Origin of the sequence: Burkholderia contaminans (genome assembly GCF_029633825.1) — a bacterium.
Lineage (GTDB): Bacteria > Pseudomonadota > Gammaproteobacteria > Burkholderiales > Burkholderiaceae > Burkholderia > Burkholderia contaminans.
On sequence record NZ_CP090640.1, the window covers coordinates 626,350 to 644,258 of the forward strand.

The window sequence follows — 17,909 nt, forward strand, 5'->3', positions numbered from 1 at the left end:
GCCATGAAAGCCAGCCTTCAACTCCGCCTGTCGCAACACCTGGCGCTGACGCCCCAGCTACAGCAGTCGATCCGGCTCCTGCAGTTGTCGACGCTCGAATTGCAGCAGGAAGTCGCGATGGCCGTCGCGCAGAACCCGCTGCTCGAGAACGACGACGAATGGATCGCGAGCCCGCTGCGTGTCGCCGCGGACGGATCGCTGATCGCGCAGACGCCTCCCGCGCAGAACACCGAGCCCACTGCGACAAACGGTAGCAGTTCGTCGAGCGATCGTGCCGAGCGCGACGAGCCGGCCGGCGCGGACGAATACGACGGTTACGGGTCCGGCGACGGCAACGACGGCCCGCAGTGGAACCTCGACGAATTCGGCCGCTCGAGCGGCGCATCCGACGACGACGACCTCCCGCCGCTGCAGGTACAGGAAGCGGCGACGTCGCTGCGCGACCACCTGTCCGCGCAGTTGCGCGTCACGCAGGCCGGCCCGCGCGATCGCGCGCTCGTGATGTTCCTGATCGAATCGCTCGACGACGACGGCTACCTGACCGCCACGCTCGATGAAGTGCTCGCCGACCTGCCGCCCGAGCTGGAGATCGACTGCGACGAACTGAACGCGGCGCTCGCGCTGCTGCACAGCTTCGATCCGGCCGGGGTCGGTGCCCGTTCGGCATCCGAATGCCTGAAGCTGCAGTTGCTGCGCCTCGATCCGTCCCCGACACGCACGCTCGCGCTCGAGATCGTGTCGCAGCATCTCGAACTGCTCGCCGCCCGCGACTTCACGCGGTTGCGCAAGCACCTGAAGGCGAGCGACGACGCGCTGCGCGACGCGCACGCGCTGATCCGTTCGCTGGAGCCGTTCCCCGGCGCCGCATACGGCAAGGCCGAGGCCGACTACGTCGTGCCCGACATCATCGTGAAGAAGGCCGGCCAGGGATGGCTCGCGGAGCTCAATCCGGAGGTCGTGCCGCGCCTGCGGATCAACAACCTTTACGCGAACATCCTGCGCAACAGCCGCGGCGATCCGTCGGCCGGTTCGCTCAAGCAGCAGCTCCAGGAAGCACGCTGGCTGATCAAGAACATCCAGCAGCGTTTCGACACGATCCTGCGTGTCGCGCAGGCGATTGTCGAGCGTCAAAAGAACTTCTTTGCGCACGGTGAAATTGCCATGCGCCCCTTGGTTTTGCGGGAAATAGCTGATACGCTGGGCCTACACGAGTCGACTGTCAGCCGTGTGACAACCGGGAAGTACATGCTGACCCCGTTCGGGACGCTTGAATTTAAGTACTTCTTCGGATCTCACGTTTCGACCGACACCGGTGGCGCCGCTTCGTCGACAGCCATCCGAGCCCTCATCAAGCAACTGATAGGAGCTGAAGACCCTAAATCGCCACTTTCGGACAGCCGCATTGCCGAGCTGCTGGCAGAACAAGGATTCGTGGTCGCGCGCCGCACGGTTGCGAAGTATCGCGAAGCCCTCAAGATCCCGGCAGTGAATCTGCGCAAGTCTCTTTAAGCCTGCTGCCTGCCCGGCGGCAGGCGTGTTCCGGCCACCGCGCACACGGGGAACAGGCCGGGCGACCTGTCCGCGGTACACCGCCTCGTGCGGTACGGGCAAGTCGACCGGAGCGCCGCCTCGATGCGGCCGGGTGGTCACTCGCTTGGAGAAGCACTATGAACCTGAAGATCAGTGGACATCATCTCGAAGTCACGCCTGCAATTCGCGAATACGTGATCACCAAGCTGGACCGGGTGCTACGGCATAGCGATCAGGTGATCGATGGCACTGTGATCCTCTCGGTCGACAACCACAAGGAAAAGGACAAGCAGCAGCGCGCGGAAATCAATCTGCACCTGAAGGGCAAGGACATCTTCGTCGAAAGCGCGAACGGTAACCTGTATGCCGCGATCGACCTGCTGATCGACAAGCTGGACCGCCAGGTCGTCAAGCACATGGAGCGCCTGCAAACGCACGCGCACGACCCGATCAAGCTTCAACCGTCGATCGACCAGATCGAACTGCCGCCGCAGTAACCTTCACCGCAACACACACGTCGCCCGGTTCGCCGGGCGTTTTTTTTGCGACTCCGCGCAGTGGTGTAACCGGTCCGTCCGCGCTGCGCCACGCACGCGGCTGTGCTCTATAATGTTCCGGTTATCGCCGGGGGGTGCTGGATGCGGTAGCTGCCTTGCAGGTTGCCGATGCCGAACGCCTTGATATCGCCGAACATGGATAATCAGTCTGCCGCCGCAAGGAGACCCCAGGCCGCCCAATCGCCTGCCAACATGAATCGCCTAGCCAAAATCCTGCCCATAGAGAACGTCGTCATCGACCTCTCAGTCACCAGCAAGAAACGCGTGTTCGAACAAGCCGGGCTGATGTTCGAGAATCAGAACGGCATCGCCCGCAGCACCGTCACGGACAACCTGTTCGCGCGCGAGCGCCTCGGCTCGACCGGGCTCGGCGAAGGCGTCGCGATTCCGCACGGGCGCATCAAGGGTCTCAAGCACCCGCTCGCCGCGTTCGTCCGGCTCGCCGATGCGATCCCGTTCGAAGCCCCCGACGGCCAACCGGTCGGCCTCCTGATCTTCTTGCTCGTGCCCGAGCAAGCCACCCAGCAGCACCTCGAGATCCTGTCGGAAATCGCGCAACTGCTGTCCGATCGCGACGCGCGCGAGCGTCTGCACAACGAAACGGATATCGCCGAGTTGCATCGCCTGCTCACTCAGTGGCAACCTTGAGTTGATCCGGGCGGAATATTTTCCCGTACGCGGCGGCACACGCCGCCGTTCAGGGCCGCCCGGCGCCGGCCCGGCATGGCGACGTCCGTCGCCGCGCGTACGCACCGGCCCATTGGAGTGACGAGAGTCATGGATACGTCCAGCATCAACGCCCAGAGCATCTTCGACGACAACGCGGCCACGCTGAAATTGAGCTGGCTGACGGGGCATGAAGGCTGGGAGCGCGGCTTTTCGGCCGACACCGTCGGCAATGCAACCTCGAGCGCCGACCTCGTCGGCCACCTGAACCTGATCCACCCGAACCGGATCCAGGTGCTCGGCGAAGCCGAAATCGACTACTACCAGCGACAAACCGACGAAGACCGCTCGCGCCACATGGCCGAGCTGATCGCGCTCGAGCCGCCGTTCCTCGTCGTCGCCGGCGGCGCCGCGGCGCCGCCCGAACTCGTGCTGCGCTGCACGCGCTCGTCGACCCCGTTGTTCACCACGCCCATGTCGGCCGCCGCGGTGATCGACAGCCTGCGGCTCTACATGTCGCGCATCCTCGCGCCGCGCGCGACGCTGCACGGCGTGTTCATCGACATCCTCGGGATGGGCGTGCTGCTGACCGGCGATTCGGGCCTCGGCAAGAGCGAACTCGGCCTCGAGCTGATCAGCCGCGGCCACGGCCTCGTCGCCGACGATGCAGTCGATTTCGTCCGACTTGGCCCCGATTTCGTCGAAGGGCGCTGCCCGCCGCTGCTGCAGAACCTCCTTGAAGTACGCGGCCTCGGCCTGCTCGACATCAAGACGATTTTCGGCGAAACGGCCGTGCGGCGGAAAATGAAGCTGAAGCTGATCGTCCAGCTCGTGCGGCGCCCCGACGGCGAATTCCAGCGCCTGCCGCTCGAAAGCCAGACCGTCGACGTGCTCGGCCTGCCGATCAGCAAGGTCACGATCCAGGTGGCGGCCGGCCGCAACCTCGCGGTGCTCGTCGAGGCGGCCGTCCGGAACACGATCCTGCAGTTGCGCGGAATCGACACGTTGCGAGATTTCATGGATCGGCAACGACTCGCGATGCAAGATCCCGACAGTCAGTTCCCCGGCAAACTGGTGTAACCCGCACGCGCCGGCCACGCCACGCCGACGCGTCGAGCCGGTGCTATGATGAAACGTCAGGATTCTCTGCTTCCCATGCGCATCGTCCTCATCACCGGCATCTCCGGCTCAGGCAAGTCCGTCGCGCTGAACGCGCTCGAAGACGCAGGCTATTACTGCGTCGACAACCTGCCGCCGCACGTGCTCCCCGAACTCGCCCGCTACCTCGCCGAGGATGGCCAGCGCCGGCTCGCGGTCGCGATCGACGCGCGCTCGAGCGCGTCGCTCGACGAAATGCCCGGCCTGATCCGCGAGCTGTCGCGCGAGCACGACGTGCGCGTGCTGTTCCTCAACGCGAGCACCCAGGCGCTGATCCAGCGCTTCTCCGAAACGCGCCGCCGCCATCCGCTGTCGGGCTCGCGGTCGCACGATGCGGACGTCGGCCTGCTGTCGTCGCTCGAGGAGGCGATCGAGCGCGAGCGCGAGCTCGTCGCGCCGCTCGCCGAATTCGGCCACCAGATCGACACCAGCACGCTGCGCGCGAACGCGCTGCGTACTTGGGTCAAGCGCTTCATCGAGCAGAAGAACAACGACCTGATGGTGATGTTCGAATCGTTCGGCTTCAAGCGCGGCGTGCCGCTCGACGCCGACCTGATGTTCGACGTGCGCGCGCTGCCGAATCCGTACTACGACCACGAGTTGCGCCCGCTCACCGGGCTCGACCAGCCGGTCATCGCCTTTCTCGACGCACTGCCGATCGTCCACCAGATGATCGACGACATCCATGCGTTCCTGATGAAATGGCTGCCGCACTTCCGCGATGACAACCGCAGCTACCTGACCGTCGCCATCGGCTGCACGGGCGGGCAGCATCGGTCGGTATTCATCGCGGAAACGCTCGCCGCGCGCCTGGCGCACGACGCGAACGTGATCGTGCGGCATCGTGACGCGCCAGTGGATGTCGACGCGTCGTCGCGGCTCGTCTCCGAGGTCGACCGACCCTAGCGACGCCCGCCCCAACGCCCGCGCGCCATGTCCTCCCTATCGACCACCCTGATCGACCTGCCGCTGTTTCCCCTGCACACGGTGCTGTTCCCGGGGGGCCTGCTCCCGCTCAAGGTGTTCGAGGCGCGCTATCTCGACATGGCCCGCGCGTGCCTGCGCGACGACGCGCCGTTCGGCGTGTGCCTGCTGAAGAGCGGGCCGGAAGTCGCGCAGGACGGCGCGGTGTCGGTGCCCGAGACCATCGGCTGCATGGCGCGCATCACCGAATGCGATACCGGTGAATTCGGCATGCTGTACTTGCAGGCGGTCGGCACGCAGCGTTTCGAGCTGCTGTCGTATCGCGTCGAAGGCAACGGGCTGCTGGTCGGCATCGCGGAACCGCTGCCCGACGACATCCCGCTCGAAGGCGAGCAGACGCTCGCACAGTTCGGCTCGTGCGCCGAGGTGCTCGAGCGCATCATCAACGCACTGAAGAAGTCCGATCCGGAGAAAATGCCGTTCGGCGAACCGTTCCGCCTCGACGATCCGAGCTGGGTGTCGAACCGGCTCGCGGAACTGCTGCCGCTCGACCTGCGTGCACGGCAGAAGCTGATGGAGTTTCCGGACGTCGGCGCGCGCATCGACGCCGTGCACCACGTGCTGGACCGGCACGGCTGGTTATAGCGCGCCCGGGAGCTGTCGCTTTGCCCGGGCCATCCGGGAGATGGCGTCCCGCGAGGGGCTTTCTTCCAGGCGAAAGGCCGGGCCGGCGTTTTCCGAAGCGCCCCAAACAGCCGCTTCGCGCCAGCCAGGCAGAGGCGACCTACGTCGTCGCGAATAACCACGAGCGTCCGACGTTTCCCTGAAAGCGCGGCATGCGCCGCGCCCCTCCCCCGTCGTTACAGCAGCGGCCCGCTCAGCGCATCGAGCAGCTTGCGCACGGGCGCCGGCACACCATACGCGTCGAGCCGGCTCAGCGGCACCCAGGCGGTGTCCGCGTCCCGCGCGCCGGCGGGCAGGCCGCCGGCAGCCAGGTCGCTCAGGCGCGGCTCGATCTCGAGCCGGAAATGCGTGAACGTGTGCGTGAGCGGCGCGAGCCGCACCGTGCCGCCGCCGCCGAAGCCGCGTGCGAGTTCCGCGAGCGCGGCGTCACCGTCCGCTTGCGGCAGGCTCCACAGCCCGCCCCAGATGCCGGTCGGCGGCCGCCGCTCGAGCAGCACGGCGTCACCGTCGCGCAGCACGAGCATCCAGGTCTTGCGGGTCGGCACGGCCTTCTTCGGACGCGCGGCCGGCAGTTCGCGCTGGCGGCCCGTCGATTGCGCAACGCAGTCGCCCGCGAACGGGCAGCGCGCGCAATCGGGCTTGCCACGCACGCACAGCGTCGCGCCGAGATCCATCAGGCCCTGCGTATACGCACTCACGTCGGCCGCGTTCGCGGCGTCGGGCAACAGCGATTCGGCAAGCGCCCACATGTCGTTCTCGACACGCTTCTCGCCCGGGAAGCCCTCGACGCCGAACACCCGCGCAAGCACGCGCTTCACGTTGCCGTCGAGAATCGTCGCGCGCGCGCCGTATGCGAACGACGCGATCGCCGCGGCCGTCGAACGGCCGATGCCCGGCAGCTCGGCCAGCGCGTCGGGCGTTGCCGGAAACGCCCCGCCGTGCTCGGCGACGACGACCTGCGCGCAGCGGTGCAGGTTGCGCGCTCGCGAGTAGTAGCCGAGCCCTGCCCACAGCGCCATCACGTCGTCGGTCGGCGCGGCCGCAAGCGCGGCGACGTCGGGGTAGCGTTCGAGAAAGCGCGTGTAATACGGGATGACGGTCGACACCTGCGTCTGCTGCAGCATGATTTCCGACAGCCAGATCCGGTACGGATCACGGGTGTTCTGCCACGGCAGGTCGTGGCGGCCATGCTCGCGCTGCCACGCGACCAGGCGCGTGGCGAACGAGCGATGCAGCGGCGTGACGGGGAACGGAGCGGGGGCGATGCGGGGCGGCTTCAAGTTATCTGATCGGGGAAAGGGGTTTCAACGCTGGCAGGTCGGGCAGAAATAGGTCGACCGCTGACCCTGCACGATCTGGCGAATCGGCGTGTTGCACACGCGGCATGGCAGGCCCGCGCGGTCGTAGACGAAACAGTCGAGCTGGAAATAGCCGCTTTCGCCGTTGCTGCCGACGAAATCGCGCAATGTGCTGCCGCCGCGCTCGATCGCGTCGGCAAGCGTCGCGCGCACTGCGTCGGCCAGCCGCTCGTAGCGCGGCAGCGATACCTTGCCGGCGGCTGTCGTCGGCCGGATGCCGGCGCGAAACAGGCTCTCCGACGCATAGATGTTGCCGACGCCGACGACCATGTCGCCCGCGAGCAGCGCCTGCTTGACCGACACGGTGCGCCCGCGCGTGCGCGCGTGCAGCAGCGCGCCGGTAAACGCCGGCGAGAACGGCTCGACGCCGAGGCTCGCGAGGAGCGGATGCGCGTGCACGTCGCCCGCTTCGCGCGGGTGCCACAGCACCGCGCCGAAGCGGCGCGGATCGCGGAACCGCAGCACGAATTCGTCGAAGATCCAGTCGATGTGGTCATGCTTCGCGGCGACCGGCACGCCAGCCGCGGGCAGCACGCGCAGCGTGCCCGTCATGCCGAGGTGGACGATGAACCAGCCCGCGTCGACCTCGAACAGCAGGTACTTGCCGCGACGCTCGACGGCGAGCACCTCGCGCGCGCGCAACTGCTCGGCGAGCCCGGCCGGCACGGGCCAGCGCAGCATCTCGGTACGGACGTCGACACGCTCGACACGGCGGCCCGCGACAAAGGGCGCGATGCCCCTGCGCGTGACTTCGACTTCTGGCAACTCTGGCATTGTTTGCGGGTCTGAGACTGGATTCACGATCGTGCGTGTATTGTAGCGAGCGCGTTACAATCGGTTGAAACATCGAACGGATTTCCATGACCTTGCCCTCGAAGCTGCTTCAGAAGCGCCCCGCCGCCGTGCGCGGCGCGCGCGCCTTCCCGGTCCGCCGTGCACTCGGCGCCGCGCTGTTTGCCGCCTGGACCCTCACCGCCTTCCCGGCCCACGCGCAGGATCCGGCATCGGACGACGCGGAGTCGCAGGGTGCGTTCGAGCATGTGATGCCGGACGAGAAAAAGGATCTCCCCGGCGTTCCGCTGACGAGCCAGATCGTCTACCAGGTGCTCGCCGCCGAGGTCGCGCTGCAGCGTAGCCAGCCCGCGCCGGCCTACCAGACCTACCTCGCGCTCGCCCGCGACACGCGCGATCCGCGCATGGCGCAGCGTGCGACCGAGATCGCGCTCGGCGCGCAGAGCCCGGCCGACGCGCTGTCTGCCGCGAACCTGTGGCGCCAGTACGCACCGGATTCGAACCGCGCATCGCAGGTCGACGCCGCGCTGCTGGTGCTCGCCGGCAAGCCGGCCGACGCGCAGCCGATGCTCGCGCGCGAACTGGCCCGGGCGACCGGCGAGACGCGCGGGCCGGCCATCCTCGCGCTGCAGGCGCTGCTCGTGCGCGGCTCCGACCGCGTCGGCGGCCTCGCGGTGCTGAAGGACATGCTGAAGAACGACCTGAACCGGCCCGAGGCCCAGCTCGCGATCGCGCGCCAGCAGCTCGCGGTCGACGACAAGGACGGCGCCGCGCAGTCGCTGAAGCAGGCGCTGCAGCTCCGCCCCGACTACCTGCCGGCGGCCCTGATGCTGTCGCAGATGGGGCCGGCGGAACGCGCGGCGGGCATCGCGTCGTTCGAGAAGTATGTTCAGCAGAATCCGAAGTCGCGCGATGCGCGGCTCGCGCTGTCGCAGCTCTATCTCGCCGACGATCGCCTCGACGACGCGCAGAAGCAGTTCGAGACGATGCGCAAGCTCGACTCGAAGGATCCGACGCCGCTGATGGCGCTTGCGCTGATCAAGATCCAGCAGAAGAAGCTCGACGAAGCGACCGGCTACCTGAAGCAGTACGTACAGCTCGGCGACAAGCAGCCGAACCTCGACGTCGGCCAGGGCTACATCTACCTCGCGCAGATCGCGATCGACCAGAACAACGACGCCCAGGCGTCGCAGTGGCTCGACAAGGTCGACCAGACGAGCCAGCACTACCTGCCCGCGCAGATCACGCGCGCGCAGCTGCTGCAGAAACAGGGCAAGACCGACGAGGCGCGCAAGGTGCTCGACGACCTGCCGATCACGGATCCGCGCGATGCGGCCGTGGTCGCACGCACCGACGCGTCGATCCTGTTCACCGCGAAGCGCTACCCGGAAGCCGAGGCACGGCTCGGGCAGGCGGTCCAGGATTTCCCCGACGATCCCGACCTGCGCTACGACTACGCGATGGCGGCCGAAAAGACCGGCCACTACACGACGATGGAAAAGCAGCTGCGCGAGCTGATCCGCACGCAGCCCGACAATCCGCAGGCGTACAACGCACTCGGCTATTCGCTCGCCGACCGCAACCAGCGGCTGCCCGAAGCCAGCAAGCTGATCGACAAGGCGATGACGCTCGCGCCGAACGACGCGTACATCATGGACAGCCTCGGCTGGGTGAAGTACCGGATGGGCGATACGGCCGGCGCGGCGAAGGTGCTGCGGCGCGCGTACGAACTGCAGCCGAACGCCGAGATCGGCGCGCATCTCGGCGAAGTGCTGTGGAAGAGCGGCGCGCAGGACGATGCGCGTTCCGCATGGCGTGACGCGCAGAAGCTCGAGCCCGACAACGAAACGCTCGTGCAGACGCTCAAACGCCTGCAGATCAACGGCCTCTGATGCAGATGTTCCCGATGTTTTCCCTGTCCTCCCGTGCGCAGCGCACGCTGGCCGCGGCCGGCGCGGCGCTTACGCTCGCCGGCTGCGCGAGCACGCCGCCGTCGGCCAACGCGCCGACGGGCGCCGCGCTGCAGACGGCCGCGACGCATGCCTACCATGGCCGCTTCGCGGTACGGTACGACGATCGTCTCGGCAATCCGCAGAACGTGTACGGCAACTTCGACTGGCAGGAGCACGGCGACGACGTGTCGCTCGAGCTGCGCAGCCCGCTCGGCCAGACGCTTGCGGTCGTGAAGTCGACGCCGCAGGCGGCATCGCTCGAATTGCCGAACCGTCCGACGCAATATGCGCCGGACGTCGGCGACCTGATGCAGAAAACGCTCGGCTTCGAACTGCCGCTCGCGGGCCTGCGCTACTGGCTGCTGCCGACCGCCGCGCCTGCCACGCCTGCGGAAACGGTGCGCGATCCGGCCGACGGTGCCCACGTCAAGCAGATCCGCCAGGACGGCTGGACGATCGACTACCTTGCCTACGCGGATGCCCCGGCCACGGGCGTCAAACGTGTCAACCTCGTGCGCGCGACACCGCCGCTCGACATCAAGCTCGTGCTCGATCAGTGAGCACCCGCCCAGCCCAGATATACGCATGACCGATTCGACCCGCTCGCTGCGCAACTGCCTTGCGCCCGCGAAACTCAACCTGTTCCTGCACATCACCGGCCGCCGCCCGAACGGCTATCACGATCTGCAGAGCGTGTTCCAGTTGCTGAACTGGGGCGACACCCTGCACTTCACGCTGCGCGACGACGGTCGCGTCGCGCGCGTCACCGACGTGCACGGCGTGCCCGAGGAAAGCGATCTGGTCGTGCGCGCGGCCAACCTGCTGAAAGCGCATACGGGCACCGCGCACGGTGTCGACATCGAGATCGACAAGTGCCTGCCCATGGGGGCCGGCCTCGGCGGCGGCAGCTCCGACGCGGCGACGACGCTGCTCGCGCTGAATCGCCTGTGGCAACTCGACCTGCCGCGCGCCGAGCTTCAATCGCTCGCGGTAAAACTCGGCGCTGACGTCCCGTTTTTTATTTTTGGAAAAAATGCGTTCGCAGAGGGTATCGGAGAAGAATTAGCTGAGGTACAATTGCCGACTCGCTGGTTCTTGGTTGTAACGCCCCGCGTTCATGTCCCAACCGCTGAAATATTTTCAGATGAGTTGTTGACAAGAGATTCGAAGCGCGTCACAATTACGGACTTTCTTGCACGGCAAAGCAGCGACGCGGGATGGCCAGATAGTTTCGGTCGGAACGATATGCAGCAAGTTGTGACAAGTAAGTACGCGGAAGTTGCGCAGGTGGTCAAATGGTTGTATGATGTGACCCCCGCGAGGATGACCGGTTCCGGAGCAAGCGTGTTTGCAGCGTTTCGCAGCAAGCACGAGGCAGAAGCGGCGAAAGCCAAGCTGCCCGCCAGTTGGAATGGCGCAGTTGCCGAGAGCCTGAATGAGCATCCGCTCTTCGCTTTCGCGTCATGAAGTTTTACTTTGTCGAACGGCCTACACGAGTTCGGTAAAGTTATCAGTTAAGTGTAGGGGAGTCGCCAAGTTGGTCAAGGCACCGGATTTTGATTCCGGCATGCGAGGGTTCGAGTCCTTCCTCCCCTGCCAAAAATTTTCCCGCATTTCCCGCCCAAGCCTGAAGCAGGTGCACGATGAGCAGCCACAGCCATGATGGCCTGATGGTCTTTACTGGCAACGCGAATCCCGCGCTCGCCCAGGAAGTCGTCAATATCCTTGGAATCCCCCTCGGCAAAGCAATGGTCAGCCGTTTCTCCGACGGCGAGATCCAGGTCGAGATCCAGGAAAACGTGCGCGGCAAGGACGTCTTCGTCCTGCAATCCACGTGCGCACCGACGAACGACAACCTGATGGAACTGATGATCATGGTCGATGCGCTCAAGCGCGCATCCGCCGGCCGGATCACTGCAGCCATCCCCTACTTCGGCTACGCCCGTCAGGATCGCCGCCCGCGTTCGGCGCGCGTCGCGATCTCGGCGAAGGTCGTCGCGAACATGCTGGAAATTGCCGGCGTCGAGCGGATCATCACGATGGATCTGCACGCCGACCAGATTCAAGGCTTCTTCGACATCCCGGTCGACAACATCTACGCAACGCCGATCCTGCTGGGTGACCTGCGCAAGCAGAACTACCCGGATCTGCTCGTCGTGTCGCCGGACGTCGGCGGCGTGGTGCGTGCCCGGGCACTCGCGAAGCAGCTCAACTGCGATCTCGCGATCATCGACAAGCGTCGCCCGAAGGCGAACGTCTCCGAAGTGATGAACATCATCGGTGAAGTCGAAGGCCGCACCTGCGTGATCATGGACGACATGGTCGATACGGCAGGCACGCTCTGCAAGGCCGCGCAAGTGCTGAAAGAGCGCGGCGCGAAGCAGGTCTTCGCCTACGCGACGCACCCGGTGCTGTCGGGTGGCGCAGGTGATCGCATCGCCGCATCGGCACTCGACGAGCTGGTCGTCACCGACACGATCCCGCTGTCCGCCGAATCGCTCGGCTGCTCGAAGATCCGTGCACTGACGAGTGCGAGCCTGCTGGCCGAAACGTTCTCGCGGATCCGCCGCGGCGACTCCGTGATGTCGCTGTTCGCGGAATCCTGATCGCGAATCGACTGAACAAAGCATGCGCAGAAAGCGAAGCGGCAACGCTTCGCTTTTTGCACAATCGGGCGGGATAGACGAAACCCCGTTCGTTTCATCGGGGGCCGCAGTTTGACGGCCCCGTTTTACTGCCTGGTCGCGGGCAGCTATTGGAGAATCACATGAAAGTCGTCGCTTTCGAGCGCCAAGAGCAAGGTACGGGTGCGAGCCGCCGCCTGCGCAACGCTGGTAAGACCACGGGTATCGTTTACGGTGGCGAAGCAGCCCCGCAAAAGATCGAACTCGATCACAACGCCCTGTGGCACGCCCTGAAGAAGGAAGCTTTCCACTCGTCGATCCTCGACCTCGAAGTGGCTGGCCAGTCGCAACAGGTTCTGCTGCGCGACGTGCAATACCACCCGTTCAAGCAACTGGTGCTGCACGTGGACTTCCAACGCGTTGACGCGAAGAAGAAGCTGCACACGAAGGCTCCGCTGCACTTCCTGAACGCGGAAATCAGCCCGGCCGTGAAGCTGTCGAGCGCGATCGTTTCGCACGTCGCGACGGAAATCGAAATCGAGTGCCTGCCGGCTGACCTGCCGGAGTTCCTCGAAGTCGACCTGTCGAAGATCGAAGCCGGTCAATCGCTGCACGCGAAGGACATCACGCTGCCGAAGGGCGTCGCGCTGGTCGCGCACGTCGACGCGGAAAACCCGGTTGTCGCATCGGCGACGGTCCCGGCTGGTGCCGTGTCGGACGCAGCAGAAGGCGAAACGCCGGCTGCCTGAGCGGGCTGCCAACGCGCCCCATCGATCCGTTTCACGAAACGGTCGACGCAACCCGCCGCGGCTTGCCCGGCGGGTTTTTCTTTTTCTGCGCCCAGGCGGCCGTTGCCGCCTTCGAAACGTCATGATCAAACTGATCGTCGGCCTCGGCAATCCCGGGGCGGAATACACCGCGACGCGCCACAACGCCGGCTTCTGGCTGATCGACCAGCTCGCCCGCGAAGCCGGCACGACGCTGCGCGACGAGCGCCGCTTCCATGGCTTCTACGCGAAAGCGCGCCTGCACGGCGAAGAAGTCCACCTGCTCGAGCCGCAAACCTACATGAACCGCTCCGGCCAGTCGGTCGTCGCACTCGCGCAATTCTTCAAGATCCTGCCCGACCAGATCCTCGTCGCGCACGACGAGCTCGACCTGCCGCCCGGCACCGTGAAGCTCAAGCTCGGCGGCGGCAGCGGCGGCCACAACGGCCTGAAGGACATCACCGCGCACCTGTCGTCGCAGCAGTACTGGCGGCTGCGGATCGGCATCGGCCATCCGCGCGACCTGATTCCGGAAAGCGCGCGCACCGGCGCGAAGCCCGACGTCGCGAACTTCGTGCTGAAGCCGCCGCGTCGCGAGGAACAGGACGTGATCGACGCGTCGATCGAACGCGCACTCGCCGTGATGCCGATGGTCGTCAAGGGCGAACTCGACCGCGCGACGATGCAGCTGCATCGCAACTGATCGCATCGCACCGCTCCAGTGCATAGAGCCGTCCGGTTTCGCCGGACGGCCCGCCCGCCCCACCCTGCGCGCACATGCGGTAATCTGGTCGCTTTGCCCGACAGGAGCCAAGCGGTGAGCCGTTACTGGAGCAACATCGTTCAGCAACTCGTGCCTTACGTGCCGGGCGAGCAGCCTGCGCTCGCACACCCGGTCAAGCTGAACACCAACGAGAATCCCTATCCGCCGTCGCCGCGCGTCGTCGCGGCGATCGCACGCGAACTCGGCGAGACCGGCGACACGCTGCGCCGCTATCCCGATCCGGTTGCGCGCGCGCTGCGCGAAACGGTCGCGGCCCATCACCGCATCGAGCCCGAGCAGGTGTTCGTCGGCAACGGCTCCGACGAGGTGCTCGCGCACACGTTCCAGGCGCTGCTCAAGCACGACCGGCCGCTGCGCTTCCCCGACATCACGTACAGCTTCTATCCGACCTATGCGCGCCTGTACGGCGTCCAGACGTCGATCGTGCCGCTCGCGGACGATTTCTCGATCCGCGTCGACGACTATCTCGACGACGCCGGCGGCGTGCTGTTTCCGAACCCGAACGCACCGACCGGGCGCGCACTGCCGCTTGCCGACGTCGAGCGGATCGCAGCCGCGAATCCGTCGTCGGTCGTCGTGATCGACGAAGCGTATGTCGACTTCGGCGCGCAGTCCGCGATTACGCTGATCGACCGCTACCCGAACCTGCTCGTCGTCCACACCACGTCGAAGGCGCGCTCGCTCGCGGGCATGCGCGTCGGTTTCGCATTCGGTGACGCAGCGCTGATCGACGCGCTGAACCGCGTAAAGGACAGCTTCAACTCGTACCCGCTCGACCGGCTCGCGCAAGTTGCCGCGCAGGCCGCCTATGAAGACATCGATTATTTCAACGCAACCTGCGGGCGCGTGATCGACAGCCGGACGCGTCTGACGCATGCGCTGGACGCGCTCGGCTTCGACATCGTGCCGTCGGCCGCGAACTTCGTGTTCGCGCGCCATCCCGCGCACGACGCGGGCGCGATCGCGGCGAAACTGAAGGAACGGGAAATTTTCGTGCGGCACTTCCGGCTGCCGCGGATCGACCAGCACCTGCGCATCACCGTCGGCACCGATGCCGAATGCGACGCGCTCGTCGCGGCGTTGCGCGAACTGCTGGCCTGAACGAGAGAACCGGCGCCGGGCGGCGCCGATCCGAATGCGTGACGGGCGTGCCGAAGGACTCGAGCGCGCGCGCCACTACGGGGTCACGACGCGTCGTCGCCTTTATCGGCGATCAACGCGTGATACTTCTCCATCAATTGCGCGTGCGATTCGTCATGCTGCGGATCGCGCGGAATGCATTCGACCGGACACACCTGCTGGCACTGCGGTTCGTCGAAATGGCCGACGCACTCGGTGCACTTGTTCGGGTCGATCACGTAGATGTCCGGGCCCATCGAAATCGCGCCGTTCGGGCACTCGGGCTCGCACACGTCGCAATTGATGCACTCGTCGGTAATCATCAAAGCCATACTGATCTCACTTCTTCAGGCCGGCTGCCGGCTTCGCAACGAAACCGGCCGGCACCGCATTACGCGGCAGGGCCTCCGATCGCAGCGACTTTCTCGGTCAGCCACTTCTCGACGGACGGAAACACGAACTTGCTGACATCGCCGCCCAACTGCGCGATTTCGCGCACGATCGTCCCCGAGATGAACTGGTACTGATCGGACGGCGTCATGAACATCGTCTCGACGTCGGGCAGCAGGTAGCGGTTCATCCCCGCCATCTGGAACTCATATTCGAAATCGGACACGGCGCGCAGGCCGCGCACGATCACGCGCGCATTGTTGGTGCGGACGAAATCCTTCAGGAGGCCGGTGAAACTCATCACCTTCACGTTCGGATAATGGCCGAGCACCTCGTTCGCAATCGTCAGACGTTCTTCGAGGGAGAAGAACGGCTTTTTCGCGCGGCTGTCGGCAACACCGACCACCAGCGTATCAAAAATGCTCGACGCACGCCGCACGAGGTCTTCGTGCCCGCGCGTCAGCGGATCGAACGTACCGGGATACACGGCGACTACCATGTCGCTCCTCCTGTCATCACGCAAACGGGATGGCAGCCGTGCGATGCACGCGCCGCTGCCGAGATGGGCATACGTCGCCTTTGCGGCGCGCCGCCTCGTATGGAACGCGCATTATTCATCATTTTCGCGCCGCAGCAAATGATAGTGAACCGCACCGGCCTTGCCGTGCTTCACGACCTGCCAGCCTGCGAGCGCCTCGTGCGCGGCCGGATCGAGTTCCGCCCCCGTCTCGACGTACAGCGCGCCGCCCGCCGCGACGAGCGGCGCCGCCAGCGCAATGGCACGCTCGAGGACGGCCTGATCGTCGAACGGCGGATCGAGAAACACGACGTCGAACGCGCCCGGTGTGAGCCCGGCCGCGAGCCGCAGCGCGTCCGCCTCCGCGACCTCGACCGCACGCGCGCCGAGCTTGTCCTTGATCGCACGCAGCTGCTGCGCCGCGCGCGGATGGCGCTCGACCATCACGACGCTCGCCGCGCCGCGGGACGCGGCCTCGAAACCCAGTGCGCCGGTGCCCGCGAACAGGTCGAGGCAGCGCCGGCCTTCGAGATCCTGGCCGAGCCAGTTGAACAGCGTCTCGCGCACGCGATCGGGGGTCGGCCGCAGGCCGTCCAGGTCAAGCACCGCGAGCGGCGTGCGTTTCCAGTCACCGCCGATGATGCGGATCGTGTGCGGCTTGCCGCGACCGGAAGGGGCCGCCGGGCGGCCGGGAGAGGAACGGGACATACGGAATATCGACGACGGAGGGACCGGGCGCGCGCGGGGGCGCACCGCCAAACAGGCGCACGTTACCACAGCGGCGATGCACACTGGCGCGAGCGCCACGCCGCACTGATAAAATGCACGGTTTCGGCCGCCGTGCGCCGCGCCCGCGCGAACGCAGAACGGCCCGTCCGGTGCCCGCCCCTCACGGCGGCCCGCCCTCTTCCCGACGTCAGACCATGTTCAGCTTCTTCAAACGATTCAAGAAAACGCAGGAGCCCGATCCGGCGGAATCGCAATCGGCCGACGCGCAGCAAACGGACGAGCCGTCCGACGCGCCCGCGGTCGAGGCCCCGCCTGTGGCCGACGTGCCGCAAGCGCCCGCACAACCGGCCGCGCCGGCCGTCGTGATGACGGTCACGCCGACCAACGACGGCCGCGACGAAGTCGTCGAGACGGTCGAGATCGTCCCGCCGCCGCTGCAGGACGCCACCGCGAAGAAATCGTGGCTTGCGCGCCTGAAAACGGGGCTCGCGAAGACGGGCTCGAGCATCACCGGCGTGTTCGTCAACACGAAGATCGACGAGGATCTGTACGAGGAGCTCGAAACCGCGCTGCTGATGTCCGACGCGGGCGTCGACGCGACCGAGTACCTGCTCGGCGCGCTGCGCGAAAAGGTGCGCACCGGCCGCCTGACCGACCCGCAGCAGGTGAAGGCCGCGCTGCACGACCTGCTCGTCGAGCTGCTGACGCCGCTCGAGAAATCGCTGATGCTCGGCCGCGCGCAGCCGCTCGTGATGATGATCACCGGCGTGAACGGCGCCGGCAAGACGACCAGCATCGGCAAGCTCGCGAAGCATCTGCAGAGCTTCGACCAGTCGGTGCTGCTGGCCGCGGGCGACACGTTCCGCGCGGCCGCGCGCGAACAGCTGGCAGTCTGGGGCGAGCGCAACAACGTGACGGTCGTGCAGCAGGAAAGCGGCGATCCGGCCGCGGTGATCTTCGACGCGGTCAGCGCAGCGCGCGCGCGCAAGATCGACGTGATGATGGCCGACACGGCCGGCCGCCTGCCGACGCAGCTCCACCTGATGGAAGAGCTGAAGAAGGTGAAGCGCGTGATCTCGAAGGCGCACGACGGCGCGCCGCACGAGGTGCTGCTGGTGATCGACGCGAACACCGGCCAGAACGCGCTCACGCAGGTCAAGGCATTCGACGACGCGCTCGGCCTCACCGGCCTCATCGTCACGAAGCTCGACGGCACCGCGAAGGGCGGGATTCTCGCTGCGATCGCGCGTCAGCGTCCGGTGCCGGTCTACTTCATCGGCGTCGGCGAAAAGGTCGAGGATCTGCAGCCGTTCAGCGCGGTCGAATTCGCGGACGCGCTGCTCGGCTGAACATCGCCT

The 17,909-nt window shown here is 66.2% G+C and carries 19 protein-coding genes and 1 tRNA gene; 15 read left to right on the plus strand and 5 right to left on the minus strand.

Annotation, left to right across the window (positions count from 1 at the left end):
• Positions 1-3: 3 nt before the first annotated feature.
• From LXE91_RS02945 to LXE91_RS02970, 6 genes are all read left to right on the plus strand, one after another.
• Positions 4-1,509 (plus strand): RNA polymerase factor sigma-54, encoded by a 1,506-nt coding sequence (locus LXE91_RS02945; RefSeq protein WP_039346023.1) that lies wholly within the window; start codon positions 4-6, stop codon positions 1,507-1,509.
• Between the two features lie 158 nt (positions 1,510-1,667).
• Positions 1,668-2,027 (plus strand): ribosome hibernation-promoting factor, HPF/YfiA family, encoded by a 360-nt coding sequence (gene hpf / locus LXE91_RS02950; RefSeq protein ID WP_006477786.1) that lies wholly within the window; start codon positions 1,668-1,670, stop codon positions 2,025-2,027.
• Positions 2,028-2,195: 168 nt separating this feature from the next.
• Entirely contained in the window at positions 2,196-2,735 is a 540-nt protein-coding gene (locus tag LXE91_RS02955; RefSeq protein ID WP_011353226.1) for a PTS sugar transporter subunit IIA, read from the plus strand.
• Positions 2,736-2,864: 129 nt separating this feature from the next.
• Positions 2,865-3,833 (plus strand): HPr(Ser) kinase/phosphatase, encoded by a 969-nt coding sequence (hprK, locus tag LXE91_RS02960; protein WP_011353227.1) that lies wholly within the window; start codon positions 2,865-2,867, stop codon positions 3,831-3,833.
• Positions 3,834-3,908: 75 nt separating this feature from the next.
• The gene (gene rapZ / locus LXE91_RS02965; protein WP_039346027.1) at positions 3,909-4,817 is read left to right on the plus strand and encodes an RNase adapter RapZ; all 909 of its coding nucleotides are present in this window, start codon (positions 3,909-3,911) and stop codon (positions 4,815-4,817) included.
• Positions 4,818-4,844: 27 nt separating this feature from the next.
• Complete coding sequence (locus tag LXE91_RS02970) at positions 4,845-5,480, plus strand: LON peptidase substrate-binding domain-containing protein (protein WP_039346030.1); 636 nt, start codon at positions 4,845-4,847, stop codon at positions 5,478-5,480.
• A gap of 215 nt (positions 5,481-5,695) precedes the next feature.
• On the opposite strand, the gene mutY is transcribed toward LXE91_RS02970, so the two are convergent.
• Both mutY and mutM read right to left on the minus strand, forming a co-directional pair.
• Positions 5,696-6,799: an A/G-specific adenine glycosylase gene (gene mutY, locus LXE91_RS02975; protein WP_039346033.1), complete on the minus strand. Its 1,104-nt coding sequence runs from the start codon at positions 6,797-6,799 to the stop codon at positions 5,696-5,698.
• Between the two features lie 24 nt (positions 6,800-6,823).
• Positions 6,824-7,651, minus strand: a complete 828-nt coding sequence (mutM, locus tag LXE91_RS02980; RefSeq protein WP_039346036.1) for a bifunctional DNA-formamidopyrimidine glycosylase/DNA-(apurinic or apyrimidinic site) lyase — start codon at positions 7,649-7,651, stop codon at positions 6,824-6,826.
• Positions 7,652-7,737: 86 nt separating this feature from the next.
• On the opposite strand from mutM, the gene LXE91_RS02985 reads away from it, so the two are divergent.
• From LXE91_RS02985 to hisC, 8 genes are all read left to right on the plus strand, one after another.
• On the plus strand, positions 7,738-9,561 hold the full coding sequence (locus tag LXE91_RS02985) for a tetratricopeptide repeat protein (RefSeq protein WP_039346039.1): 1,824 nt from the start codon (positions 7,738-7,740) through the stop codon (positions 9,559-9,561).
• A complete protein-coding gene (gene lolB, locus LXE91_RS02990; protein ID WP_039346042.1) occupies positions 9,561-10,181 on the plus strand; it encodes a lipoprotein insertase outer membrane protein LolB in 621 nt (206 codons plus the stop codon). The genes LXE91_RS02985 and lolB overlap by 1 nt, the downstream gene beginning before the upstream one ends.
• 25 nt (positions 10,182-10,206) lie before the next feature.
• Positions 10,207-11,088, plus strand: coding sequence for a 4-(cytidine 5'-diphospho)-2-C-methyl-D-erythritol kinase (gene ispE, locus LXE91_RS02995; protein WP_039346048.1), 882 nt, complete (start codon positions 10,207-10,209; stop codon positions 11,086-11,088).
• A 55-nt stretch (positions 11,089-11,143) separates the two neighbouring features.
• Positions 11,144-11,220: transfer RNA gene (locus LXE91_RS03000), tRNA-Gln, on the plus strand.
• Between the two features lie 44 nt (positions 11,221-11,264).
• A complete protein-coding gene (locus LXE91_RS03005) occupies positions 11,265-12,227 on the plus strand; it encodes a ribose-phosphate pyrophosphokinase (RefSeq protein WP_027789096.1) in 963 nt (320 codons plus the stop codon).
• 161 nt (positions 12,228-12,388) lie between these two features.
• A complete protein-coding gene (locus tag LXE91_RS03010; protein ID WP_039346059.1) occupies positions 12,389-12,994 on the plus strand; it encodes a 50S ribosomal protein L25/general stress protein Ctc in 606 nt (201 codons plus the stop codon).
• 121 nt (positions 12,995-13,115) lie between these two features.
• Positions 13,116-13,715 (plus strand): aminoacyl-tRNA hydrolase, encoded by a 600-nt coding sequence (pth, locus tag LXE91_RS03015; RefSeq protein WP_039346068.1) that lies wholly within the window; start codon positions 13,116-13,118, stop codon positions 13,713-13,715.
• 114 nt (positions 13,716-13,829) lie between these two features.
• Positions 13,830-14,897: a histidinol-phosphate transaminase gene (hisC, locus tag LXE91_RS03020; RefSeq protein ID WP_039346080.1), complete on the plus strand. Its 1,068-nt coding sequence runs from the start codon at positions 13,830-13,832 to the stop codon at positions 14,895-14,897.
• Positions 14,898-14,980: 83 nt separating this feature from the next.
• Here the strand turns inward: hisC and LXE91_RS03025 are convergent, their stop codons facing one another.
• From LXE91_RS03025 to rsmD, 3 genes are all read right to left on the minus strand, one after another.
• Complete coding sequence (locus LXE91_RS03025; protein WP_039346082.1) at positions 14,981-15,247, minus strand: YfhL family 4Fe-4S dicluster ferredoxin; 267 nt, start codon at positions 15,245-15,247, stop codon at positions 14,981-14,983.
• 59 nt (positions 15,248-15,306) lie between these two features.
• A complete protein-coding gene (gene coaD / locus LXE91_RS03030; protein ID WP_039346084.1) occupies positions 15,307-15,804 on the minus strand; it encodes a pantetheine-phosphate adenylyltransferase in 498 nt (165 codons plus the stop codon).
• A gap of 111 nt (positions 15,805-15,915) precedes the next feature.
• Complete coding sequence (rsmD, locus tag LXE91_RS03035) at positions 15,916-16,530, minus strand: 16S rRNA (guanine(966)-N(2))-methyltransferase RsmD (RefSeq protein WP_039346086.1); 615 nt, start codon at positions 16,528-16,530, stop codon at positions 15,916-15,918.
• A gap of 215 nt (positions 16,531-16,745) precedes the next feature.
• On the opposite strand from rsmD, the gene ftsY reads away from it, so the two are divergent.
• A complete protein-coding gene (gene ftsY, locus LXE91_RS03040; protein ID WP_039346088.1) occupies positions 16,746-17,900 on the plus strand; it encodes a signal recognition particle-docking protein FtsY in 1,155 nt (384 codons plus the stop codon).
• Positions 17,901-17,909: the final 9 nt, after the last annotated feature.